This is a genomic window from Kitasatospora sp. NPDC051164, from assembly GCF_044455625.1.
Classification (GTDB): domain Bacteria; phylum Actinomycetota; class Actinomycetes; order Streptomycetales; family Streptomycetaceae; genus Kitasatospora.
Map to the genome: position 1 here is coordinate 25896 of NZ_JBITFB010000020.1, position 22838 is coordinate 48733.

Here is a 22838-nt window from a genome sequence, read left to right on the forward strand (position 1 = left end):
CGATGCCGTGTCGAATTGTTCGTTGGCACTGTCACGCCCCCGTCCTTCCGGCGCGCCGTGCTGCGTGTCCGGCGACGCGGCGGGCGGCTCCCCGGGCGGCGGCCGCGCCGACCGCCTCGTCGGGCCCTTCGGCCGGCTTGTGGTCGATGGCCTCGGCGAGGGCCCGTGCGGACGGGTACCGGAACATGTCGACCAGCGAGAGCCCGCTGTCCCGGTGTTCGAGCAGCCGGGCCCTGGCCACCACCACGAGCAGCGAGTTCCCGCCGAGGTCGAAGAAGCTGTCGTCCAGGCCCACCCGGTCGACGCCGAGTACCTCGCGCCACACGTCGGTGACCAGCCTCTCGGTCGCGTTCGTGGGCGGCGCGTACGCCGTGGTGCCCTCGGGTCGCGTGTCCGACAGGTCGGGCAGTGCCCTGCGGTCGACCTTTCCGTTCGGGGTCAGCGGCATCGCGTCGATGGGGTGGAACGCGCTGGGCACCATGTAGGTGGGCAACCGTGTGGCGAGGAAGGCGCGCAGTTCGGCGCCGGTCGTCGGCCGGCCGGCTGCCGGAACGTGGTAGCCGATGATCCGTTGTTCCGCGCCGGTGCCCCGGATGACGGCGACCGCCGAGCGGACCCCTTCGTGTTCGGCGAGTGCCGTCTCGATCTCGCCGAGTTCGATCCGGTGGCCGTGCAGCTTCACCTGGTCGTCGAGCCGGCCGAGGAACTCGAGTGAGCCGCCGGGCGTCCAGCGGGCGAGGTCGCCCGTTCGGTAGACCCGGGCGCCGGGCCGGCCGGCGAACGGATCGGGCTGGAAGCGTTCGGCGGTCACCTCGGTGCGGTTGAGGTAGCCGCGGACCACGCCGCCCCCGCCGAGCAGCAGTTCTCCGGGTACGCCCGTCGGGCACAGCCGCATGTCGCGGTCGACCACGTAGGCGCGGACGTTGGCCAGCGGCCGCCCGATGGACACCGGGCCGCCGCCGGGCGGGGCCTGGGACGTCGTCGCCCAGACCGCGGCCTCGGTCGGCCCGTACATGTTGTGCACCGTGCCGGTGACGGCGTCGGCGAGCTCGCGGGCCAGGTCGGCGGGGAGCGCTTCGCCGCCCACCAGCAGCCGGCTGAGCCGGGGCAGTTCGGCGCGCGCGTCCTGGTCCGCGAGCAGGGCGCGGGCCAGTGAGGGCGTGCACTGCAGGTGCGTCACGGCGTGCTCGCGCAGTTGTTCGGCGATCGGTTCCTCGGCCTTCGCCAGCGCGGCGTCCCTGCGCTCGTCGCTGATGTCCCGGACGGTCGTCAGGTGTGTCAGGGCGTCGAGTGCCGCCTTCTCGTCGACGCCGAAGTCGATCAGGCAGGCGACCTCGTCAACGCCGGCGGCCTTCATCCGGTCCACCATGTCGGCGCAGACCTGCGGTGTGCCGAGCAGGCTGGCGGTGGCGAAGAACCGGTCGAACGCCCGGTCGACCAGCTCGCGCAGTTCCCGGGGCGGCAGGGCCTTGAAGTCCTGGGCGCTGCCGGTGGTGGCGCCGAGCGAGGCGATCAGGTCGAAGGAGGTCTCCAGGTACCGGCTCATCGGTTCCCGGACCAGTTCCCGCACCTCGTCGAGGTCCGGACCGACGAACGTGTGGACCATGACCGCCACATGGCCGTCCCCGGGGTGCCCGTGCTCGCGCCAGGTCCTGCGGTACAGCGCGATCTTCTCGGCCAGCTCCTCCAGGCTGTGTCCGAGGAGATGGGTGAGCACGCCGGTGCCGGCCTCGCCGGCCATCCGGAAGGTCTCCGGATGCTTGGCGCTGGTCAGCCACACCGGCAGCTCCGGCTGGACGGGCCGGGGGAACACCCCGACCTCGACTTCGGCGCCGACGCCGTTGCGCCGCGGCACGGTCTCGCCGCGCCACAGCTTGCGGACCTCCGCGAGGCCGTCCATCATCAGCTGCTTGCGCTTGTCGTACCGGTCCGGTGCGAACGCGAAGTCGTTGGCGTGCCAGCCGGACGCGAGGGAGATGCCGACCCGGCCGGCCGAGATGTTGTCGACGACGGACCATTCCTCGGCCACCCGCAAGGGGTCGTGCAACGGCAGGACCACGCTGCCCGCGCGCACCTGGACCCGTTCGGTGATCGCGGCGACGGCCGCCGCCGTCACCGAGGGGTTCGGGTACAGCCCGCCGAACCGGTGGAAGTGGCGTTCGGGGGTCCACACGGCCGTGAAGCCGTTGCGGTCGGCGAACTTCGCGCCGTCGAGCAGGAGGCGGTAGCGGTCCTCGGAGCCGGCTTGCGAGTCGCTGCCGAAGTAGAGCAGGCTGAAGTCGATGGGGCGGGCGCGGGCCTGGGCCACCGCGGCCGATTGCGCGGCGGCCGAGGCCGACGGCAGCGGCGGTTCGGCGCGCAGCACGACCCGGTGGCCGTGCGTCAGCGCCCACAGCAGCTCGACCACGGAGATGTCGAAGGAGACGCTCGTCACGGCGAGCCAGGTGCTGGGCTCGTCGGCGCCGAAGACGTCGTTCATCCCGGCGAAGAGGTTGGCCACGTTGCGGTGGGTGACCATGACCCCCTTCGGTTGTCCGGTGGATCCGGACGTGTAGATCACGTACGCCAGGTTGTCGGGGGTGAGCGCCGCGGGCGGATCGTCGGACGGGTCGTCCGGTGCCTCGGCCGGATCGGGCACCACGACCTGGGCGGCGCCGAGCCGCCCGGCGGCCGCGGCGGACCGGGAGTCCGCCACGACCAGCCGCACGCCGGCGTCGCCGACCATGAACGCCAGCCGATCGCGCGGGTAGCCGGGGTCCAGCGGGAGATACGCGGCACCCGCCTTGAGGATCCCCAGCAGGGTGACCATCAGCAGGGAGGTGCGGCCGAGGTGGACGCCGACCGGCTCGTCCGGTGCCACGCCGAGCCGGCGCAGCCGGCCGGCGAACCGGTCGGCGAGCCGGTCGAGTTCGCGGTAGGTCAGGGTGGCGTCGGCGGCGACCACGGCGACCGCGTCGGGTGTCGCGGCCACCCGCTGCGCCAACACGTGGTGGACCAGGACGTCTGCGGTCCCGGTCCGGGCGCCGGCCTGCCAGTGGGCCAAGGTGGCGAGCTCGCCTGCCGGCAGCACCGCCAGTTCGTCGACGGGCCGGTCCGGGGCGTGCGCGGCGGCGGTCACGACCTGGACGTATCGCTCGGCGATCCGTTCGGCGGTCGCGTCCTCGAACAGGTCCGTGCTGTACTCCAGCCGGCCGGTCACGCCGGCCGGGGTCCGCGTGAGGCTCAGCGTGAGGTCGAAGCGCGCCGCGCCGGTGTCGCCCAGTACCGGGTGCACCTGGCAGCCGTCCAGGCGAAGCCCCGCTCCTTCCTCTTCGTAGCGGTAGCTGAACAGCACCTGGAACAGCGGGTTCTGGGCGAGGTCACGGTCGGGGTGCAGTTCTTCGACGAGCTTCTCGAACGGCAGGTCCTGGTGGGCCAGCGCTGCCTTGACTTCCGCCCACAGCCGCCGGATCAGCTCACGGAACGTCGGGCCGGACCCGAGGTCGCAGCGGAGCACCAGGGTGTTGGTGAAGAATCCGATGAGACCGGCCAGTTCGGGCCGTTCGCGGCCGGAGACCGGGGTGCCGACCACGACTTCGTCCCCGTCGACGTGCGCCCGGAGCAGCACCGTGAAAGCGGCGAGCAGGACGCTGTAGAGCGTGATGCCTTCCGTTCTGCCGAGTTCCTCGAGCCGCTGGACCGATGCCGACGGCAGCTCGAACGTGAGCGCGGCGCCGCGGTGGCTCTGTACCGGCGGGCGGGCGTGGTCGGTGGGCAGTTGCTGGGCGGGCATGCCGGCCAGCTTGTCCGTCCAGTACGCCAGCAGCCGGTCGAGCTCGGGCCCGGCCAGTGTGTTCTGCTGCCACTCGGCGAAGTCGGCGTACTGCAGGGGCAGGTCGGGCTCGTGCCGTTCCTGGCCGTTCAGGGCGGACAGGTACTGGACTTCGAGTTCCCTGCCGAGCGTGCCGACCGACGCGCCGTCACAGGCGAGGTGGTGCACGGTGAGCAGCAGCCGGTGCTGCTGTTCGCCCAGGCGCAGCAGGCGGGCCCGGATGACCCGGCCGGCCACCAGGTCGAACGGGGTGCCGGCTTCCTCGTCCGCGAGCCGTGCCACCTCGTCCGCGGTGCGGCCGGGTGCGGTGAGGTCGACGACGGGCAGGGGCACGGGGGCGGGTGGCAGGACCACCTGGTGGGGTGTCCCGCCGGTCGAGCGGAAGGCGGTGCGCAGGATCTCGTGGCGTCGCACGACTTCGGTCAGCGCCTGTTGGAGGGCCGTGTGGTGCAGTGGGCCGGTGATGTCGTAGCCGAGCGGGACGTTGTAGATCGCGCTGCCCGGCTGCAGCTGGTCGAGGAACCACAGTCGCCGTTGCGCGTACGACAGCGGAGCCGGGCCGTCCTCTTCGATGGCTCCGCTCACTGCTGCACCTCGGGTTCCTGCGCCGCGCGGCGGTTGCGGGGCCTGATCGGTGCGGGGCCTGTTTCCGGTGCTGTCGTGGCGGTGGTCACGGCGTCCGCCAGGCTCGCCACGGTGGGTCGCTGGAGGAACGTGGCGATCGGCACCTGGACGCCGAAGGCGTCGTTCACCTGGGCCACCAGGCGGGCCGCGAGCAGGGAATGGCCGCCGATGCGGAAGAAGTCGTCCGCGCGCCCCACCGGCTGGTCCTGGAGCAACGCTGACGCGAGTTGCGCGACGCGTTGTTCCGTCGGTGTGCGCGGTGTCTGCTCCGCCTCGGGTTCGGCCGGGGTGCTGGGTGCCAGAGCGGCCAGCGCGTCATGGTCCACCTTGCCGTGTTCGGTGAGCGGCAGGGCGGGAAGCACCATGACCGCGTCCGGCACCATGTAGGCGGGCAGCCGGTCCCGCAGGAACGCCAGCAGCTTCTCGTCGGGGGCGGTTTCGCTCAGGCCGTCGCCGCAGGCGTACGCCACGAGCGAGACCTCGGCCCCCGCCGCGCGGGCGCGGGCGACGACGACGGCGTCCCGCACGTCCGGGTGTTCCCTGAGCGTTGCCGCGACCTCTTCGGGCTCGATCCGGAAGCCGCGGATCTTCACCTGTTCGTCCGCGCGGCCGAGGAATTCCAGCTGCCCGTCGGGACGCCAGCGGGCCAGGTCGCCGGTGCGGTAGAGGCGTGCGCCGGGTCGGTCGGTGAACGGGTCGGCGGGGAAGCTCTCGGCGGTGAGCGCCGAGCGGTTGACGTAGCCGCGGGCCACCGCCGGACCGCCGAGGTACAGCTCGCCGCGGACACCGGTGGGCACGGGCTGTCCTTCGGCGTCCAGCACGTGGGCGTCGATGCCGCTGATCGGCCTGCCGATGGGCGGGCGCAGTGCTGCCGGGTCCGGCGCTACGAGGCCGGCCGTGGCCACCACGGTGTTCTCGGTCGGTCCGTAGTGGTTGTACAGCCGGAACGGCAGCCCGGTGGCGGGCGCTGCCGGCAGCACGTCGCCGCCGGTCAGCAGCGCGCGCAGTGCGGTGTCGGCCGGCCACGGCTCGGCCAGTACGGCCGCGGCGACGGGGGTCGGCAGGAATGCCGCGGTGATGCGCTCGCCGCTGAGCCAGCGCACCAGTTCCGCCGGTGCGGCCCGGAATTGCGGCGGGACGACGCTCAGGGTGGCGCCGGCGGCGAGGGTGGGCCAGACCTCCCAGGTCGACGCGTCGAACCCGGGGCTGGCGAACAGCGTGGTCCGGTCCTGCGGGCCGAGCGCGTACGCGGCCAGGTGCCAGGCGACCAGGTTCGCGAGTCCCCGGTGCGCCAGTGCCACGCCCTTGGGCCGGCCGGTCGATCCCGACGTGTAGATGAGGTACGCCAGCCGCTGCGGGGTGACCTGGTCGGCGTGGACCGGCTCGTCCGTGGTGTCGGATTCCAGGTCGAAGACGTGGAGGCTCTCCGTGGACGTCGGCAGTTGCGGCAGCGTCCGGGGGGTGACGAGGACCTTGCGGACGCCGGCGTCCTGCAGGATGTAGGCGGTTCGCTCGGCCGGGTAGCTCGGGTCCACGGGCAGGTAGCAGCCGCCGGCCATGAGCACCGCGAGTTCGCCGACCACCAGTTCGACGGAACGGTCGGCGTACACGGCGACCGGTTCCTCGGCGGTGATGCCGGACTCGCGGAGCCGGTGGGCCAGCCCGCCGGCGCGCCGCCAGAGCTCTCCGTAGCTGAGCTGTCCGTCCGGCCAGCGCACCGCGACGGCGTCCGGTCGGGTCCGGGCCTGCCGTGCGATCAGTTCGGTCACCGGCTGGGTGTCGGCCGCGGCGGGCCCGCGGGACCAGCGGTCGAGCTGGTCCGCCTCCGTGCCCGGGAGCAGGCGCAGCGCTCCCACGCGGGTGTCGGGCGCGGCCATCGCGTCGGCGAGCAGGGTCAGGTAGTGCGTGACCATCCGCTCCATGGTGGCCTCGTCGAACAGGTCGGACGAGTGCTCCCAGATCATGTAGAGGTCGTCGTCCTCGGGCCGGGCCTCCCGGCCGAGGCGCTGCTCGGCCCGCGGGATCACGATCACGTTGAGGTCGGCCTTGGCCGTGCGGTTCGAGCGTTCGGTGACCTTGCCGGTGAGCCCGCCGAAGTCGACGTCGGGCACCGCGGAGTCGTGGAAGCTGAACATGACCTGGAACAGCGGGGTGCGTGAGGGGTCACGGGCCGGGTCGATGGCGTCGATCACCGAGTCGACCGGGGTGTCCGACCAGGCCAGCGTCTCGGCGACGCTCTGGCGCACCTGCGCCAGCAGCCGGCTGAACGGCTGGTCGGCCGACACCTTGGTGCGCAGGACCAGGGTGTTGACGAGCATGCCGAGCAGCGGCTCCAGCTCGGGGATGTTGCGGTTCGCCGCGCCGGTGCCGACGAGCATGTCCTGCTGGCCGGTGTAGCGGTACAGCAGGGCCGCGAAGCCCGCGTACATGGTGGAGAACAGCGACACCCGGTTCTCGCGGCTGAAGGCCCGCAGTTCCCGGGCCAGTTCGGCCGGGATCAGGATGCGCGGTGCCCGGCCGCGGAAGGTCATCACCGGCGGGCGGGGCCGGTCGGCGGGCAGCTCCAGGATGTGCGGGGCGCCGGCCAGTCGGGCGGTCCAGTGGTCGACGTGGGCGCGCAGCACGTCGCCGCGCATCCAGTCCCGCTGCCAGATCGCGTAGTCCGCGTACTGGACGGGCAGTTCGGGCAGCGGTGAGGGCTTTCCGGCGGCGAAGGCCGGGTAGATGGCGCGGAACTCGGACAGGAACACCGAGAGCGACCAGCCGTCGTGGACGAAGTGGTGTTCCACGTGGAGGAAGGTGTTCTGCCCGTTCCCGTGCCGCAGCAGGACCCAGCGGGCCAGCGGCGGCTTGGTCAGGTCGAACGGCTCGCGCAACTGTGCGGCGACCACCTCGTCGGCCTGCTCGGCGGGGACGTCGATCACCTTCAGCAAGGCCTTGGCCTGCGCCAGCGGACGCTGGTAGCCCACTCCTTCGACGGCGACGAAGGCGGTCCGCAGGACCTCGTGCCGGCGGACGATCTCGTCCAGCGTCGCGCGCATGGCGTCGACGTCCACCTCGCCCTGCAAGGAGACCGTGGCCTGGAAGTTGTAGGCCAGGTTGCCGGGCGACAGCTGTTCGAAGAAGAAGACCCGTTCCTGTGGCAGGGACAGCGGGATCGGCCGGTCCCGGTCGGCTCGGCGCACCGGCGGCGCGGTCGGGGCGATCACGTGGGCGGCGGGTCGGCCGCCGTCGTCTCCGGCTACGGCGGCCCGCTGGTCGATGATCGCGGCGAGGGCGGCGACGGTGGGCGCGTCGAACAGGTCGGGCATGCTCACCACGGTGTGCAGTTCCGCCGCGATGCGGCCGGCCAGGCCGGCGACGAGCAGCGAGTTGCCGCCGAGTGCGAAGAAGTCGTCGTGGGCGCCGACCTCGGCGCCGCCGAGCAGCCTGGACACGATTGCCGCCAGGGCCACCTCGGTCGGGGTGCGGGGCGGCGCGGCGACGTCGGCCAGGCCGGCCGCGGTCCGGTCGGGGGCGGGCAGCGCGGCGCGGTCGACCTTGCCGTTGGGGGTCAGCGGCAGCGCGGGCAGCACGACGACCGCCGCCGGCACCATGTAGGCGGGCAGCCGGGCGGCGACGAAGTCGACCAGCTCGGCCGTGGGGACGGCGGTGACCACGTAGCCGACCAGGCGCGCGTCCGGGCGGCCGGAGTGTTCGACCGCCACGAAGGCGTCCCGGACGCCGGGGTGCTGCTTGAGGACCGTGGCCACCTCGCCGGGTTCGATCCGGAACCCGCGGATCTTGGCCTGGTCGTCGTAGCGGCCGATGTACTCGAAGACCCCGTCCGGCCCGCGGCGGACCTTGTCGCCGGTCCGGTACATCCGCTGCCCGGGGGCGCCGATGTCCGGCACGAACGCCGCGGCCGTGCTCGCCGGGTCGTCCAGGTATCCGCGTGCCACGCACGCGCCGGCCAGGCACAGTTCGCCGGCTTCGCCGTCGGGCACCGGGTCGAGCCCGTCGAGCACGTAGCAGCGCACGCCGTCGACGGGCACGCCGATCGGCGGCGGCACGGGTCCTCCCGCCAGCACCTCGCCGGCCGTCACCTTCACCGTGCCCTCGGTCGGCCCGTAGAGGTTGATCACGGTGAACGGCAGCCCGTCCGGCACACCGCGCTGCATCGCCGAGCCGCCGGTGTGCAGGAAGCGGAGCACCGTGTGTGCCGGCCAGGTCTCGTCGAGGACGGCCTCGGCCAGCGGTGTGGGCAGGAAGGTCACGGTGATCTGCTCGTCGGCCAGCCAGGCGGCGAGCGCGGGGGGCGAGGTGCGCACCTCGGCGGGCGGCACCACCAGCGTGGCGCCGGCGGTCAGGGTGAACCAGATGTCCTGGACGGACACGTCGAATCCGGGACTGGCCAGCAGGGTCGACCGGTCCTCCCGCCGCGTCCGGTAGGTCTTGTGGTGCCAGTGCATCAGGTTGGCCAGGCTCGCGTGGGTCACCGCGACGCCCTTCGGCCGGCCGGTGGAACCCGACGTGTAGATCACGTACGCCAGTTCGGCGCCGTTCAGCGGGGGCGGTGCCAGGATGGTCGCGTCGGACGGTTCCTCGGTCAGATCGACCACCAGGACGTCGTCGCCGAGCGGTGCCCCACCGGACACCAGCGGCGCGGTGCTGAGGACCGCGGCGGCGCCGGAGACTTCCAGCAGTTGGCGGATCCGCTCGGCCGGGTGGGCCGGGTCCAGCGGCAGGTAGGCCGCGCCCGCCAGCAGGGCGGCCAGCTCGGCGACCACCAGTTCCGCTGACCGGTTGGCGTAGACGGCCACGACGCTGTCCCGGCCCACCCCCCGCTCGGTGAGCTTGATCGCCAGAGCGGACGCGTGCGCGGCAAGGCTGCGGTAGGTCAGCCTCAGGTCGCCGTCCTGCACCGCGACCGTGTCCGGTGCCTCGGCCACCCGGGCGTGAAATTCATTGAGCACCATCTCGCACGTATCCTTCACTGCTGAGAGTGGGCGGCTAAACCGGCGTGCTTCACGGCCTGGCGCAAACTCAGCGGGCGCATGTCCGTCCAGACCTCGCCGATGTGGGCCAGGCATTCCGCCTTGGAACCGCTGACGCCGTCACCGCGCCAGCCGAGAGGCAGGTCGCGGTCGGCGGGCCAGATCGAGTACTGCTCCTCGTCGTTGAGCACGACCACATAGGACTGGGTGTCGCCGTCCATGGGTTCCTCCGGTTCGGCGGGATACGGGTTGATCTGCTGCTGGTCGTGCCCCTGCGGCCGTCATGTCGGGCGTCGCGGCCGTGGACGCGGGGTGACGGGCATGGTGAGTGCTGCGGGCACGGTTAGTGCTGCGGGCACGGTTAGTGCTGCGGGACGTCGCGAAGACAAAATGCTTTCGGAGCCTCGCAGCCGAGTTCTCCTATGCGGCCCGGAAACGGCTGGTTGCCACCTCGGCACCATCAAGGCAACAGGACCGACCCCGCACCCGATGACCGACGAGCACCGGTCGCGTGCGGACTCCGGGACCACCGCTGTCGGAGAAAACCACCCCCATGCGTTCCACTCCAACAGCATGGGTCGCATCGGTTCGCGGCAATAGAGTATGGCAATTACTCCGGCAGTCCGTTAGATCAAGGATTGTCGGATAGGCGGTATTCGCTTTCGCTCACCGCCGGTCGTCGGCCAGGTCGGCCGCGGCCTCGGCGAACGCCCGGACGCGGGCGGTGGCGTGGCCGTCGGGCCAGATCAGGCCCCACTCGAGCGGCGGCGCGCCGTCGAGGGGGACGTAGGCGACGTCGGGGCGCGGGTAGTAGCGCCGGGCGTGGGCGCCGACGGGCAGGACCCCCTGCCCGGCCCCGACGAACATGAGTGCCTCCTGGACGGTCTCGGCCACCGGGCCGGGCGCGGCGGGTGCCCGGTCCGGGCGCTGCGGCGGCACGGCGACGGCGTCCGGCAGCAGCCGCACCACCGGCTCCTGCGCCAGGTCCCCGACCGAGACGCCGCCCGGACGGTCGAAACGGTGTCCGACGGGGACGGCGAGCATACGGGCCTCGCGCACCAGGACCGGGCCGCAGCCGATGCCGGGCTCGTGCACCGGGAAGGGCCCCAGGCACAGGTCGACGTCGCCGCCACGCAGCCAGCGGATCGTCTCCGTCATCCGGGCCTCCCGCAGGTGTACCTCGCAGTCGGGGGCCCGTTCCCGGAACAACTCGGCCACCCCGATGAGGAGTTGCCCGGCGGCGGCACCGACGTAGGCGACCCGCAGGCTGCCCGACAGGCCCCGCCCGGCGTCGACGGCTCCCTGCAGCGCCGCCCCGACGGCCGCCCAGGCGGGCCCCAGATCGTCGGCCAACCTGCGCCCGAGCGGCGTGAGTTCGACCCGGCGGCTGGTGCGCTCGAACAGCGCCGCCCCCACCCGCCGCTCCAGCTTGCGGATCGTCTGGCTGACCCGCGCGGTGGATACCCGCAGTCTCTCGGCGGTACGCCCGAAATGCAGCTCCTCCGCGAGCGTCAGAAACGACTCCACTTCGTACCGCTCGATCACACGCCACCCCGTCGTTAAGCCCGAGTTCACGATCATTGCGCAGAGCGCCGTTGTTCGCCAACGATCACGGCGGCAGAGTGGATCACGTCGAAACCGGCCTCTCCCACCCGACGGAGGACACCATGACCACCAACCCGCTGCAGGCCCTGACCGCGAAGCCCGACGACACCGCCTCGGTCGTCGCCGAACTGCGCGACCGCGCCGAAATCACCGACGCCCTCTACCGGTTCGCCCTCGGCCAGGACCTGAAGGACCGCGAACTCTTCGCCTCGGCCTTCACCGCCGACGCGGAACTCGACTTCCGCCCCGCCGCCGCCCGCTGGGGCGGCGAGCCGCCCCTGATGACCGGTCGGGACTTCATCGTCGACACCATCCTGGCCATGTTCACCGGACGGGTGGACACCACCCACCAGGTCACCAACCCGCGCATCGACATCGCCGGGGACACCGCCCGCCTCACCGCCCTGGTCGAGGCCCAGCACCTGCTCACCGCCGCCCCGGACACCCACGCCCTGCTCAAGAACCCCTACACCCTCGACCTCGTGCGCGACGGCGGCCGCTGGCTCATCCGGCGGATGCGCATCGACAACACCTGGTACACCGGCGACCCCGCGGCCGTCTTCGGCGCCTGACCGAACGGAGACCGGAACGGGAAGGGGAAGGGGAAGGGGAGCAGGCGGCGGCCAGCAGGGAGCAGGGAGCAAGCGGCGGGCAGGGGCGGGCCGGGAGGGGTTCAGCGGCGGTAGGCGGCCGCCGCGATGCGGACGAACGAGGGGATCAGCGGGTTCGTGTCGCCCTCGTTCCACACCGCCACCACCCGGCTCGGCGCCACGCCGGCCAGCGGCACCACGGCCAGCCCCTCGGGCACCCCGTGCCCGAGAGGGGCCATGCCGACCGTGCCGTTCCAGAGCACGGCCTGCCGGCATTCCTGGACGGCCCGCACCACCGGCCCCTCACGCGGCTCACCGCAGTTCCAGTACGACTGCCACAGCGGGTCCGTGCCGTCCGGGAACCGGAACCAGCGCCGGCCCGCCAGGTCGGCCGGCTCCAGGGACGCGTGGCGGGCCAGCGGGTCGTCCGCGCGCAGCACCACACCGACCGGGTCGGCGCGCAGCCCGCGCACGGTCAGGCCGCGCTCGTCGAACGGCGCCCGGGTGAGGGCGATGTCGACCAGTCCGGCGCGCAGCCCGCAGGTCGGATCGGTCAGGTCGGCCTCGCGGATGCGGACCTCGACGCCCGGGTGGTGCTCGCGGTAGGCGGCGGCCAGCCGGGCGGCGCCCGGGTCGGTGCCGTCCCCGAGGAGGCCGACGGTGACGGCCGCGGGGCCGGCCTGCGCGGCCACGCGTGCGCGTACCCGGTCGGCCCGGTCGAGCAGCTCGCGGGCCTCGGCCAGCAGCACCGCCCCGGCGGGGGTGAGGGTGACGCCCGCGGCGCGGCGGTGCAGCAGGGTGGCGCCGAGGCTCGTCTCCAGCTGTCTGATCGCCCGGCTCAGCGGTGGCTGGCTCATGTGCAGCCGGGTGGCGGCACGGCCGAAGTGGAGTTCCTCGGCGACCGCGACGAAGTAGCGCAGTGTCCGCAGCTCCATGCTGCGACGATACCCGTTCGGTATCGGGGGTTTCCGAACCGGTCTTGGACGGCCGGGCCGCCGGGGCGGTGGAATCGAAGCATGACCGACACGCTGCTTCCCGACCCCGCCGTACACGTCTCCGGTGCCCTGGAGATCGCCCCCGACCTGCTGGTGGTCCCGAACCGCGGGATCCCGCTGGTCCCCAACATCGGCATCATCGGCGGCACGCGGGCCGTCCTCGTCGTCGACACGGGCCTGGGCACCGCCAACGCCGAGCAGGTCCTCGCCCTGGCGTCCGAGGTGGCCGGGGGGCGCCGGCTGTACCTGACCACGACGCACTTCCACCCCGAACACGCCCTCGGCGCGCACGTGTTCGACGGTCAGGCCACCTACCTCGCCAACCGTGCCCAGGCGGACGACCTGAGGACGAAGGGGCCGGGCTACCTGGAGATGTTCCGCGGCTTCGGCGGGCCGGTGGCCGACCGCCTCGACGCCGGCGTCCGCGTGCCTGCCCCCGACGCGGTCTACGACGGCGGGTACGACCTGGACCTCGGCGGCCGCACCGTGCGGCTGCGGCCCACCGGCCGGGGCCACACCAAGGGCGACCAGGTGGTCGAAGTACCCGACGCCGGTGTGTTGTTCACCGGGGATCTGGCCGAGACCGGACAGTTCGCGATCTTCCCCTGGTTCCCGCCGCACGACACCGACGTCTCCGGGGTCGGCTGGCTGGCGGTGCTGGAGCGGCTGGCCGCCGGCCGGCACCGGGTGGTGGTTCCCGGTCACGGCGGCGTCGGCGGCCCGCAGGTGCTCGCCGACGTCCGCGACTACCTGCGCGAGCTGCGCGACGAGACCTGGCGGCGGCGCGACTCGGCGATGGACGACCGCGCGATCACGGCCGAGGTCCGGGCGCTGTTGATCGAACGCCACCCGCAGTGGGCCGGACAGGAGTGGATCGAGAAGGGCGTCGGCTGCCTGTGCTCCGAACACGCCGCATGACCCTCGCGAGGGCCGGTTCCCGCTGCTGCCCTCGCGCGATCGCGTCGGCGCCCGCGCCACGGCGTCACGGCCCTGGGTTCACTGCACGGGGTTCACGGCCCTGGGTTCACGGCCCGCCTCGCACCGATACCGTGCCGTGCAGGACCCGGCCCGCCGCCCGCTGCTCTTCGAGCCACCGGGTGAACGCGTCGATCCGCGCCTCGGGTTCTTGCCCGGGCGGTCCGGCCGGCCCGGTCCGCGGCGGCACGATGACCACCACGGCTTCGCCCCGCTCCCGGGCCGCCGCCAGCCAGCCTGGCGACGCCTCGACCCGTGAGCCCGGCTCCCACCCCTGGCGTCCGCCGACCAGCAGGAGCCGTGCCACCCGGTCGTCGGCGACCTCGACGGCGCCGCTCGTCGGCGGGGGCTCACCGGCGGCGACCACGAAGCCGCTGTCGACCGCGGCCTCCACCAGATCGGTGTGAAGGGCCGCGCCGACCTGCACGATCAGTTCCGCGACCGGCGGCCCCTGCGCCGCCTCGCGGACAACCAGCGCCCACACCACCGGTTCCCCGGCCGCACCGTCGCCGTCACCGTCACCGTCGCCGTGGTCCGTCTCGTGTGCCATGACTGCTCAACGAGCCGCATCCGCCGACCGCCCGGGTTTCACACGACCGGCCGACGGCGCCCGCAGGGGCCCGCCCGGGATCCGGGGCGGCGGGGGGTGCGGCGGGCGGTGCGGCGAGCGAGGTTCGGCCGGTCAGCCCCGGGCCGGCGCGGCGGCGACGCAGAACTCGTTGCCCTCCGGGTCGGCCATCACGATGTGGTGCCCCTCGAACTCCTCCAGGACACTCCCGCCCGCTTCCACCAGCCGCTCGGACTCCGCCCCGATCCGCGCCCACCGCTCCCCCGGGCTGCCGTGGCCCGGCACCCGGATGTCGATGTGAAGCCGGTTCTTCGCGCGCTTCGGCTCGGGGACCCTGAGGAGGCAGAGCCGGGGCCCGGCCCCGTCGGGGTCGCAGAGCCAGGCGCCGTCGTCCGCGCCGTCGCCCTCCGGGAGGTCGAACTGCGCGAGCCACTCCTCACGGGTCCGGAACGGGGCGGGCGGCGGCTCGTCCACGTACCCCAGGGCCGTCTTCCAGAACTCGGCGAGGAGTTTCGCGTCCGCGCAGTCAAGGGTCAGATCGATTCCGGCTGCCATGGCAGGACCGTAGTACGAACCTGCGACAGCCGCGGCCGAGCAGGCCTGCCACACGGCGACGTCTTTCGACCACCGCCCGGGACCGCCACAATCACCGTATGACGACCGCCACGGACGCGCCGCCCGCGCACGACACTGCCGTCGGCCTCGCCCGGGGGTTCCTGACGGGCGGTGTGATCGGGGTGTCGCTCGCCGCCTTCGTCGTCGGCTGCGTCCTCGAGCACCCCCCGCTGCTCGTCACGGCCCTGGCCCTGGCCCTGCCCACGGCCTACGGCCTGCTCCTCCTGCTCGCCGGTGCGCCGCGGCGTGCCCGGGAGGCGGCCGTCGCGCCCCGCACGGCGCTCGCGGTGATCGAGAGCATGGAGGCCGTCCCGGGCGAGGTGAGCGATGTGCCGGTGCGGTTCGATCTCACCGTCGCACCGCAGGACGCGCCCGCATACCGCGTCGGGATCACGCAGGACATCCACCTCTCCGAGTTGCCCGACTACCGGCCGCGCGGCGTCCTGGTGGTCCGGTACCCGCCGGACCGGCCGTGGCGGGTGCGGATCGTGACGCGGCCGACACCCGAGTGGGAGGAGCGGGCGGCCGGGGCCCGCATCGACTCGGCGCCCGGGCCGGCCCCGGCGGGAGACCCCGAGCAGGGCCGGGCCGGCGGTTTCGTCACGCTCCTCGGCCTGCTGCTCGGCGCGGCCGCCGTGGTCCTGCTCTTCCGCGCCGACCTGTTCGGCCCGGACGGCACCGCGCAGCCGCCTCCCCCGGAGTCGTCCGGCTCCGTCACGTCGTCCACGACGGTCGTGACGTCCTCCACGACGGTCGTGACGTCGGCGTCCGGCACGGTCGCCCTCGGCCCGGACGGTTCGCTGCTCGAGCGGGGCGCACTGCGCCGGGCCGTCGACTCGCTCACCACGGGCGAGGCCACCCACCAGGCGCTCACCGTCGTCGTGCAGGAACGCCTGCTGACGATCGTGTACTCCCCCGGCGGTACGGGCGCCCCCTCCTTCGACCCGCGTTCGCTGCCCTACGACCGCGTGCCCGCGCTGGTCGAGGAGGCCGGGACCACGCTCGGCCTCGACTCCCCGCAGACGCAGACCTGGCAGCTCGCCGCCGACCGCCTGACCGGCTCCCTCACGATCAGGGTCACCGTGACCGGCCCCGCAGGAACGGCCTCGCTGGAGGCGGACGGACAGGGCACGGTGGTGCGGCGCAGCCCGGCACGCTGAGCCCGCGGGCCGGCCGGTCCGTTTGGGTGGGGTGGATGGGTGGTGGCCGGTTGTCCGCCGGTGTCAAGGGCGGGCACAGTGGGGTGACTTGGGGACTTGGGGACTTGGGGATCTGATGCGGCGTCGCCGTAGCCGAGCTGCCGGGGCCGGCAGCGGTGCGTGGGGAGGCCGGCCCCGGAGCGGCAGGAGGAGGGCTGATGGGCTGGCACGGGTATCTGGCGTTGTGGTGTGCGGTGTTCGGCGCGGTGGCCTTGTTCGGCTACGGGCGATCGCTGGCCGGGATGACCCGGGCGCAGCGGACGGTCCGGGTCCGGGGGCGGATCGAGCGGGTGCGGGAGCCCCGGCACGGCGGTTCCCGGCGCGGCGGGATATCGGTGGTCGTCTCGTACCGCGACCCGTCCACCGGTCGGGAGGTCACCGTGACGAACGACGGTGAGTGCGGCGAGTCGATCACCGCCGCGTGGACGGGCCGGGAGGTCGGGGTGCACTACCCGCGCGGGAGACCGCACGCCTACCGGCTCACAAGCGACCTCGGGGAGGGCGGCCGCGGGCTGGGCTGGCCGAACTTCGCGGTGTTTCTGATCTACGTCGGGGCGGTGGTCGTCGCCGCGGTCGACTGGGGCTGGCCCTGGGCGCTGGTCGGCGTCGGCGGGCCGTGGGCCGTCTTCGGTGCCTGCCGGCTGCCCGGGAACATCCGCGACACGCGCCGCCGTCGCGAGAAGCTGGCCGCCATGGTCGCCGCCCGGGGCCGTGTCGTGGCGGTGCTCAGGGATGTCAGCACCGACGCGGAGGGCGGCACCTCCACCAGCATCACGCCGGTCGTGGCGTTCACCGCCCGCGGCGGTGCGGCCGTCACCGCCCACTGCGCGTCGGGGGTGCCGGACCCGGCGGGCGCGTACGGCCGGGAGGTCACGGTCCACTACGCACCGGACGACCCGGCCGTGTTCACGCTGGACCGCGCGGGCGAACTCCGCTCCGTGGGAACCGACACCGCGGTCAACGTCGTGGCCCTTCTCGTCGTCGCGGCGGCGGCCGTCGTGGGAGCGGTCCTGCTATGACGGCGCGCCGGCCCGAGGACGACGAGTACCCGGACGCCCGGACGCCTGCCCCGCGATGACGGCCTGGCCGCGGTGACGGCTGCCGCTACAGGATGACGAGCAGCTTGGTGTTCGGCACCAACTTCCGGTTGACGGAGGTCGATTGGACGAACACGGTGTACGCCGGGTTGTCGCCCGGCTTCACCGTGGCTTCCGACTCCGGCAGGCCGAGGAGGCGGCGGGCCGCCGGGCCCGAGAACACCCGGCCCGTCATCCGGCCGGTGGCCGGGTCCTTCTCCGCCACGGCGAGCTGCTTGCCGCCCTGGATCTTCTCCCGCTTGGACAGTTCGTAGAAGGCGCAGCCGGAGGTGTACGCGTGGCCGGCGCGGGTGACGAAATCGCGGATGGGTGTCTGCTCGTCGACCGGGATCAGGATGTACTTGCCGGTGTCCAGGGCGTCGAGATTGGCCTTCACCTCGGCGGTGTTCAGGTCCTGGCCCATGGCGAACAGGTTCCTGGTGCCGCGTACGCCCTGTTCGCGGCCCCGCAGGAAGCTCGTGGCGGCCGTCTTGACGGTGCCGATGGCCTCCTCGACGCCCTTGCTGGAGTCCGCGTCCCAGATCGCGATGTTGCCCGCCGGGAAGCCGTACTCCTGGGCGGTGCGCTTGGCCAGGGAGTTCGGGACCAGGATGGCGGAGGTCCAGTGGTCGGGGAGGTCGTCCATGGCGCTGTGGATGCGGTCGATCCAGGTGCTCAGGACGGTCTTGCCCTTTCCGGCGGGCACGCGGGTGTGCATCTGGCCGGTCTGGGAGTAGCCGGAGGCGTTCTCCTCGCCGTCGGTGACGACGACTTGGAGGAAGGAGTGTTCGCCGTAGCCTTCCCAGATGTTCTTCAGGTCGTCGATGGACTTCACGCCTGCTTCGATCAGCGCCGTAGCCCCGTTGTCGACCTGGTAGAGGCCTCGCAGGGACGGTAGGTGCTTGACGTCCATGTCCCAGACCAGGTTCTGCACCTCGTGGTCGAAGGCGTAGAGGCTGATGCGGGTCTCGTGGCCGAGGCGGTCGGACTCCTCTTGCAGGCCCTTCACGAACTCGTCGACCACGCGGACGAGTTGTGCCTGGTGCTGGCGCATCGAACCGGACTTGTCGACCACGAGCGAGACGTGGTTGACCTTGTGCTTGATCCTGTTCGCGGACATGGCTCTCCCCGATTCCAACGCCTCTTCCGACGCCTTTTCCGGCGCCCCTCCGACGTTGTTTCCACCCTATGAGGGGGCTCTGACATCGGGTTCGGGGCCGGGTTCGCGCGGCTGCCGGCCGTCCGTCGGGGGCGGCCGGGACTTCGGGGGCGGCCGGGACTTCGGGGGGCGGGGGCGTCCCGAGGTCCCGGCCGTGGGAGGTACCGGCCGACGTGGGGGCGTGGCCGGTGTGCTCAGCGGCCCGGCGAGGGGGTGGTGGGGCTGCTGTGACGGGAATGCTAGACCCGGCCGGGATCTCTGAACAGGCCTGTGACCTGCTATTTTCCGGGCGCGAACATGCCAGGGTCAAGCCCGGGGCGGGAACCGTCCGGAAGGGGGCCTGCCGGCGGCGCGGGGCCGGCTGTCGGCGTGGGGTCAGCTGTCGGCGCGCGGGGCGAAGACGCCGAAGGTGGCGCCCTGCGGGTCGCGGATCACCGCGAGCCGCGGGCCGTTGTCCATCTCCACGTCGACGGGCCCGTGCAGGACCTCGGCGCCGAGGCGGGTCGCGGTCGCCGCGGACGCGTCGACGTCGGCGACCGCGAAGAACGGGTTCCAGTGGGACGGGAGCTCGGGCGGGGTGGAGGCGTCCATGGCCATGACGCCGCCGAACATCCGGTCGGCCAGGCCGACCATCGGGTAGGTGTCGTGCGGCCAGACCTGCCAGCCGAAGAGGTCCTTGTAGAAGGTGAGCGCGGTGTCCTTGTCCCGGGTCGACAGGTCGGCCCAGCCGAAGGCGTTCGGCTCGTCCACCACGCCGAAGCCGGCGAACCTCCGGGCCTGCCAGAGGGCGAACGGCGCGCCGGTCGGGTCGCTGAGCAGGGCCCAGCGGCCGAGGTCGCCGACCTCCATCGGGCCCATCCACACCTGGGCGCCCGCCTTCTTGGCGGACTCGCAGGTGTCGTCGACGTTGTCGGCGGCGAAGGACAGCAGCCACATCACCGGCTGCTGGGGGTTCATCAGCGGGGCCACGGCCGCGGCGGGCGCGCCGTCGTGGGAGAAGGTCGTGTAGCCGCCGTACTGCGGGTCCGGGTCGGCCTGGGCGGTCCAGCCGAGCAGTTCGCCGTAGAACTGCTCGGCTGCGGGGAGGTCGCGGGCGCTCAACTGTGCCCAGCACGGGGAACCAGGGACGATCTCGGTTGCCTTCAACGCACTGCCTCTCGACGCGGTTTCCTGGGACTGCCGCCACGGACAGCGCCGGCGGTTTCGCCGTTCCCGCTGGTCAGGCGGCTGGCGGTGAGCCTAGTGGACCGACGGCCTCCCGGCCGGGCACCTCGCGCAGCGCGTCGGGTGCGCGTTACCGGGCGACCCAGGCGCCGGTCAGGGCCTGGACGGCCGATCCGTCGAGGTCCCCCAGCTTGGTCCCGGCGAAGGCGCGCGCGGCGTCGGAGGTGAGCAGCCGGAAGGCGGGCCGTTCGGCCGTGAGCTGGTCGACGATGCGCGCGGCCACGTCCTGGGAGGTCTGGGCGTTGGCGAAGGCGCCGCGGGTGCGCTCCAGGTAGGCGGCGAGGGCCGGGGCGTACGGGCCGGCGTGCTCCAGGGCGTCGTCCGGCAGGCCGACGTTGGCGACGAACTCGCTGGCCACCGCTCCCGGCTCGACGACGCCGACGGTCACGCCCGTGGTGGCCGCGACCGGGGCGAGGGACTCCATGAAGCCTTCGACGGCGAACTTGGCGGCGCAGTAGGCCTCGTTGAAGGGCTGGCCGATGACGCCGCCGACGCTGGTGACGGTCAGCACGCGGCCGCGGCTCGCCCGCAGCAGGGGCAGGGCGGCCTTGGTGACGTGCAGGACGCCGAAGAAGTTGACCTCCATGACGGCGCGCACGTCCTCGACGCTCTCCTGTTCGAGGGTGCCGACGTGGCCCGCGCCGGCGTTGTTGACCAGGGCGTCCAGTCGGTCGAGGCCGGCCAGGCATGCCGCGACGGAGGCGGGGTCGGTCACGTCCAGGGCCCGGACGTCGACGGTGACGGCGGCTTCCTCGGCTGCGGCGAGCAGTGCGCCGGCCCTGGCGGTGTCGCGCATCGTGGCGATGACGTGCCAGCCGGCACGGGCGGCGGTGACGGCGGTGGCCAGGCCGATGCCGGAGGAGGTGCCGGTGATCAGGACGGTCTTGGTGCTCATCGTGGGGCCTCTCATATGCTTATGGTTCATAACCAATATGAATCATAACTATGTGAGGTGACATTCAACCCTGTCAAGCACCTGGCTACGCTGGACCCCATGCCCGACTCATCGGATGAGCTCACCAGGGAGGTCGTCGGCCTCTTCGCGGCCGTCAACCGTCGCTACACCCAGGAGTCCGAGGCCGCCGCCGCGGCCCACGACCTGACCCCACTGCAGGCCAAGGCGCTGCTCGCGGCCGAGAGCCCGGTCCCGACGCGCCGCATCGCCGAGCGGCTGCACGCGGAGCCGTCCAACGTGACCGTGATCGTCGACCGGCTGGAGTCGCGCGGCCTGGTCGAGCGCAGCCTCGACGAGACCGATCGCCGCGTCAAACTCGTCGCCGCCACCGCGGCCGGCCGCACCGTCGCCGCCGACCTGCGCGCCCGGATGCCGTTCGCGGCGCAACCGCTGGACCGGCTCACCGTGCGGCAGCGCGAGGCCTTGCGCGAGCTGCTACAGCTGGTCTTGTCGTCACCTTGACGAAAACCAGGGGTGCCCAATATCGTCGTCATGACGAAAAGGGGTTCCTCCGATGGCCGACATCACCAGACGGTTCGGGCTGCGCCACCTGCGCGCCGTTCCCACCGCGCACATCCGCCACCTGCGGCGCGGCCGGGTCGCCCACGACGGGGCCGGGCTGGCGTTCTGGTTCCGGCCGCTGACCGCGGCGATCTCCGAAGTGCCGGTGGACGACCGGGAAATCGCCATGCTCTTCCACGCCCGCACCTCCGACTTCCAGGACGTCAGCGTCCAGGCGACGCTCACCTACCGGATCACCGACCCGGCCACCGCCGCCACCCGCGTCGACTTCGGCATCGACCCGGACACCGGCGCCTGGCGCGCGGCCCCGCTCGACCAGCTCGCCACGCTGCTCACCGAGACCGCCCAGCAGCACGCCCTCGGCCTGCTCGCCCGCACCCCGCTCGCCGCCGCCCTCGCGGACGGGGTGGACGCGGTGCGCGAGCGGATGACCCAGGGTCTGGCCGGCGAGCCCCGGATCACCGAGACCGGACTCGCCGTGATCGCCGTCCGGGTGGTGGCGCTGTGCCCCGAGCCCGAGGTCGAACGGGCGCTGCGCACCCCCGCCCGCGAGCTGGTGCAGCAGGAGGCCGACCGGGCGACCTTCGAGCGCCGCGCGGTGGCCGTCGAGCACGAGCGCGGCATCGCCGAGAACGAGCTCGCCAACCGCATCGAACTCGCCCGGCGCGAGGAGCAGTTGCTCGCCCAGCAGGGCGCCAACAGCCGGCTCCAGGCGGAGGAGGAGGCCGTCGCCGACCGGGTCCGCACCGACGCCGAGGCGCAGCGCCGCACCCGGCTGGCCTCCGCCGAGGCCCAGGCCGCCCGCGAGCTGGGCGAGGCCCGGGCGTCGGCGGAGGCCGCCTGGCTGGCGGCCCACCAGCAGGCCGACCCGGCGGTGCTGCGGGCGCTGGCGCTGATGCGGCTGGCGGAGCACCTGCCGCGGATCGACAGCGTGACGCTCACCCCGGACGTGCTCACCGGGCTGCTGGCCCGCCTCGGCGCCGGCGGGGAGCGGCGGTGAGCCTCGCCCCGCGGGTGGTGCTGGTGCACCGGCGCACCGAGTACGAGGAGCTGGTGGCCCGTCACGGCACGCCCGGGCAGGCCGCGTTCTTCCTGGCCTCCCGGGGCCGCTCGGCGCGGGAGGTCGAGGAGCGCCACCGCCGGGCGGCGGCGGCGCTCGCCGAGGCGGCGGCGGCCGTGCCGCTGGACTGGCGGCGCAGCCGGGTCGAGCGGGCGGACCTGCCGCGTTTCCTCTTCGAGCCCGGGGACGTGGTGGCCGTGGTCGGCCAGGACGGCCTGGTGGCCAACGTCGCCAAGTACCTGGACGGCCAGCCGGTGATCGGTGTGGACGCCGACCCGGGCCGCAACCCCGGTGTGCTGGTGCGTCACCGCGTGGACGGCCTCGGCGCGCTGCTGCGGGCGGTGGCGCGCGGCGAGGGGGCGCTGGAGGAGCGGACGATGGTCGAGGCCGTCGCGGACGACGGCCAGCGGCTGCTCGCGCTGAACGAGGTGTACGTCGGGCAGCCGGGCCACCAGACGGCGCGCTACCGCCTGGGCACGGACGGCGCACCCGACGGCGCCGGGGCACCCGACGGGGCACTCGACGGCGCCGGGGCGGCGGAGGCCCAGGCCTCCTCGGGTGTCCTGGTCGGCACCGGCACGGGCGCCACCGGCTGGTGCCGCTCGGCCTGGCTGGAGCGTGGCGGCCCCGTCGCACTGCCCGCCCTGCCCGCCCCGGGCGCGCCGGCCCTGGCCTGGTTCGTCCGGGAGGCGTGGCCCTCCCCCACCACCGGCACCAGCCGCGTGCACGGCCTGCTGGAGGCCGGGCGGCAGCTGGTGCTCACCGTCGAGTCCGAGCACCTGGTCGCCTTCGGCGACGGCATCGAGGCGGACGCCCTGCAGCTCGCCTGGGGCCAGAGCGTGCGCCTCGGCGTCGCCGCCACCTGCCTGCGCCTGCTGGGGTGA

At 73.3% G+C, this 22838-nt stretch carries 17 protein-coding genes; 7 read left to right on the plus strand and 10 right to left on the minus strand.

The annotated features are described in order from the left end of the window. Nucleotides 1–31: 31 nt before the first annotated feature. The 4 genes from ACIBEC_RS27930 to ACIBEC_RS27945 all read right to left on the minus strand — a co-directional run bounded on the left by ACIBEC_RS27930 (nt 32) and on the right by ACIBEC_RS27945 (nt 10956). Entirely contained in the window at nt 32–4396 is a 4365-nt protein-coding gene (locus ACIBEC_RS27930) for a MupA/Atu3671 family FMN-dependent luciferase-like monooxygenase (RefSeq protein ID WP_360497314.1), read from the minus strand. Then, nucleotides 4393–9393, minus strand: coding sequence for an amino acid adenylation domain-containing protein (locus tag ACIBEC_RS27935; protein ID WP_360497317.1), 5001 nt, complete (start codon nt 9391–9393; stop codon nt 4393–4395). Before ACIBEC_RS27935 ends, ACIBEC_RS27930 begins: the two co-directional genes overlap by 4 nt. A gap of 14 nt (nt 9394–9407) precedes the next feature. Further along, nucleotides 9408–9632 (minus strand): MbtH family NRPS accessory protein, encoded by a 225-nt coding sequence (locus ACIBEC_RS27940; protein ID WP_360497320.1) that lies wholly within the window; start codon nt 9630–9632, stop codon nt 9408–9410. 445 nt (nt 9633–10077) lie between these two features. After that, nucleotides 10078–10956, minus strand: coding sequence for a LysR substrate-binding domain-containing protein (locus ACIBEC_RS27945; RefSeq protein WP_360497323.1), 879 nt, complete (start codon nt 10954–10956; stop codon nt 10078–10080). 122 nt (nt 10957–11078) lie between these two features. On the opposite strand from ACIBEC_RS27945, the gene ACIBEC_RS27950 reads away from it, so the two are divergent. Further along, nucleotides 11079–11588, plus strand: coding sequence for a nuclear transport factor 2 family protein (locus tag ACIBEC_RS27950; protein ID WP_360497326.1), 510 nt, complete (start codon nt 11079–11081; stop codon nt 11586–11588). Nucleotides 11589–11689: 101 nt separating this feature from the next. Here the strand turns inward: ACIBEC_RS27950 and ACIBEC_RS27955 are convergent, their stop codons facing one another. Then, entirely contained in the window at nt 11690–12541 is an 852-nt protein-coding gene (locus ACIBEC_RS27955; RefSeq protein WP_360497328.1) for a LysR substrate-binding domain-containing protein, read from the minus strand. Between the two features lie 81 nt (nt 12542–12622). Between ACIBEC_RS27955 and ACIBEC_RS27960 the strand changes: the two genes are divergently transcribed. After that, complete coding sequence (locus ACIBEC_RS27960) at nt 12623–13519, plus strand: MBL fold metallo-hydrolase (RefSeq protein ID WP_360497331.1); 897 nt, start codon at nt 12623–12625, stop codon at nt 13517–13519. A 106-nt stretch (nt 13520–13625) separates the two neighbouring features. Here ACIBEC_RS27960 and ACIBEC_RS27965 read toward each other — a convergent pair whose 3' ends face one another. Together ACIBEC_RS27965 and ACIBEC_RS27970 are read right to left on the minus strand one after the other, a co-directional pair. After that, nucleotides 13626–14126 carry a hypothetical protein gene (locus tag ACIBEC_RS27965; protein WP_360497334.1) on the minus strand — a complete coding sequence of 167 codons (501 nt, stop codon included), beginning with the start codon at nt 14124–14126 and terminating at the stop codon, nt 13626–13628. A 132-nt stretch (nt 14127–14258) separates the two neighbouring features. After that, nucleotides 14259–14699: a VOC family protein gene (locus ACIBEC_RS27970; RefSeq protein WP_360497336.1), complete on the minus strand. Its 441-nt coding sequence runs from the start codon at nt 14697–14699 to the stop codon at nt 14259–14261. Nucleotides 14700–14797: 98 nt separating this feature from the next. On the opposite strand from ACIBEC_RS27970, the gene ACIBEC_RS27975 reads away from it, so the two are divergent. Both ACIBEC_RS27975 and ACIBEC_RS27980 read left to right on the plus strand, forming a co-directional pair. Next, nucleotides 14798–15919 carry a hypothetical protein gene (locus tag ACIBEC_RS27975; RefSeq protein ID WP_360497339.1) on the plus strand — a complete coding sequence of 374 codons (1122 nt, stop codon included), beginning with the start codon at nt 14798–14800 and terminating at the stop codon, nt 15917–15919. 197 nt (nt 15920–16116) lie between these two features. Then, the gene (locus ACIBEC_RS27980; protein ID WP_360497341.1) at nt 16117–16977 is read left to right on the plus strand and encodes a DUF3592 domain-containing protein; all 861 of its coding nucleotides are present in this window, start codon (nt 16117–16119) and stop codon (nt 16975–16977) included. Between the two features lie 85 nt (nt 16978–17062). Here ACIBEC_RS27980 and ACIBEC_RS27985 read toward each other — a convergent pair whose 3' ends face one another. The 3 genes from ACIBEC_RS27985 to ACIBEC_RS27995 form a co-directional block, all read right to left on the minus strand. Then, nucleotides 17063–18154 (minus strand): vWA domain-containing protein, encoded by a 1092-nt coding sequence (locus ACIBEC_RS27985; protein WP_360497344.1) that lies wholly within the window; start codon nt 18152–18154, stop codon nt 17063–17065. 414 nt (nt 18155–18568) lie between these two features. Next, complete coding sequence (locus tag ACIBEC_RS27990) at nt 18569–19294, minus strand: VOC family protein (RefSeq protein WP_360497347.1); 726 nt, start codon at nt 19292–19294, stop codon at nt 18569–18571. Between the two features lie 193 nt (nt 19295–19487). Beyond that, nucleotides 19488–20312 (minus strand): SDR family oxidoreductase, encoded by an 825-nt coding sequence (locus ACIBEC_RS27995; protein ID WP_360497350.1) that lies wholly within the window; start codon nt 20310–20312, stop codon nt 19488–19490. A 99-nt stretch (nt 20313–20411) separates the two neighbouring features. Between ACIBEC_RS27995 and ACIBEC_RS28000 the strand changes: the two genes are divergently transcribed. The 3 genes from ACIBEC_RS28000 to ACIBEC_RS28010 are packed head-to-tail and all read left to right on the plus strand — an operon-like array spanning nt 20412 to nt 22838. After that, the gene (locus ACIBEC_RS28000) at nt 20412–20834 is read left to right on the plus strand and encodes a MarR family transcriptional regulator (RefSeq protein ID WP_360497353.1); all 423 of its coding nucleotides are present in this window, start codon (nt 20412–20414) and stop codon (nt 20832–20834) included. Between the two features lie 52 nt (nt 20835–20886). Further along, nucleotides 20887–21894, plus strand: a complete 1008-nt coding sequence (locus tag ACIBEC_RS28005) for an SPFH domain-containing protein (protein ID WP_360497356.1) — start codon at nt 20887–20889, stop codon at nt 21892–21894. Next, nucleotides 21891–22838 carry a hypothetical protein gene (locus ACIBEC_RS28010; protein WP_360497359.1) on the plus strand — a complete coding sequence of 316 codons (948 nt, stop codon included), beginning with the start codon at nt 21891–21893 and terminating at the stop codon, nt 22836–22838. The genes ACIBEC_RS28005 and ACIBEC_RS28010 overlap by 4 nt, the downstream gene beginning before the upstream one ends.

Excerpts from the sequence above, each read along its gene's own strand:
- ACIBEC_RS28005 (WP_360497356.1), top strand. The coding sequence starts at position 20,887 with ATGGCCGACATCACCAGACGGTTCGGGCTGCGCCACCTGCGCGCCGTT.
- ACIBEC_RS27955 (WP_360497328.1), bottom strand. The coding sequence starts at position 12,541 with ATGGAGCTGCGGACACTGCGCTACTTCGTCGCGGTCGCCGAGGAACTC.
- ACIBEC_RS27940 (WP_360497320.1), bottom strand. The coding sequence starts at position 9,632 with ATGGACGGCGACACCCAGTCCTATGTGGTCGTGCTCAACGACGAGGAG.
- ACIBEC_RS27985 (WP_360497344.1), bottom strand. The coding sequence starts at position 18,154 with ATGTCCGCGAACAGGATCAAGCACAAGGTCAACCACGTCTCGCTCGTG.
- ACIBEC_RS27960 (WP_360497331.1), top strand. The coding sequence starts at position 12,623 with ATGACCGACACGCTGCTTCCCGACCCCGCCGTACACGTCTCCGGTGCC.
- ACIBEC_RS27980 (WP_360497341.1), top strand. The coding sequence starts at position 16,117 with ATGGGCTGGCACGGGTATCTGGCGTTGTGGTGTGCGGTGTTCGGCGCG.
- ACIBEC_RS27950 (WP_360497326.1), top strand. The coding sequence starts at position 11,079 with ATGACCACCAACCCGCTGCAGGCCCTGACCGCGAAGCCCGACGACACC.
- ACIBEC_RS27970 (WP_360497336.1), bottom strand. The coding sequence starts at position 14,699 with ATGGCAGCCGGAATCGATCTGACCCTTGACTGCGCGGACGCGAAACTC.
- ACIBEC_RS27935 (WP_360497317.1), bottom strand. The coding sequence starts at position 9,393 with ATGGTGCTCAATGAATTTCACGCCCGGGTGGCCGAGGCACCGGACACG.
- ACIBEC_RS28000 (WP_360497353.1), top strand. The coding sequence starts at position 20,412 with ATGCCCGACTCATCGGATGAGCTCACCAGGGAGGTCGTCGGCCTCTTC.
- ACIBEC_RS27995 (WP_360497350.1), bottom strand. The coding sequence starts at position 20,312 with ATGAGCACCAAGACCGTCCTGATCACCGGCACCTCCTCCGGCATCGGC.
- ACIBEC_RS27975 (WP_360497339.1), top strand. The coding sequence starts at position 14,798 with ATGACGACCGCCACGGACGCGCCGCCCGCGCACGACACTGCCGTCGGC.
- ACIBEC_RS27965 (WP_360497334.1), bottom strand. The coding sequence starts at position 14,126 with ATGGCACACGAGACGGACCACGGCGACGGTGACGGTGACGGCGACGGT.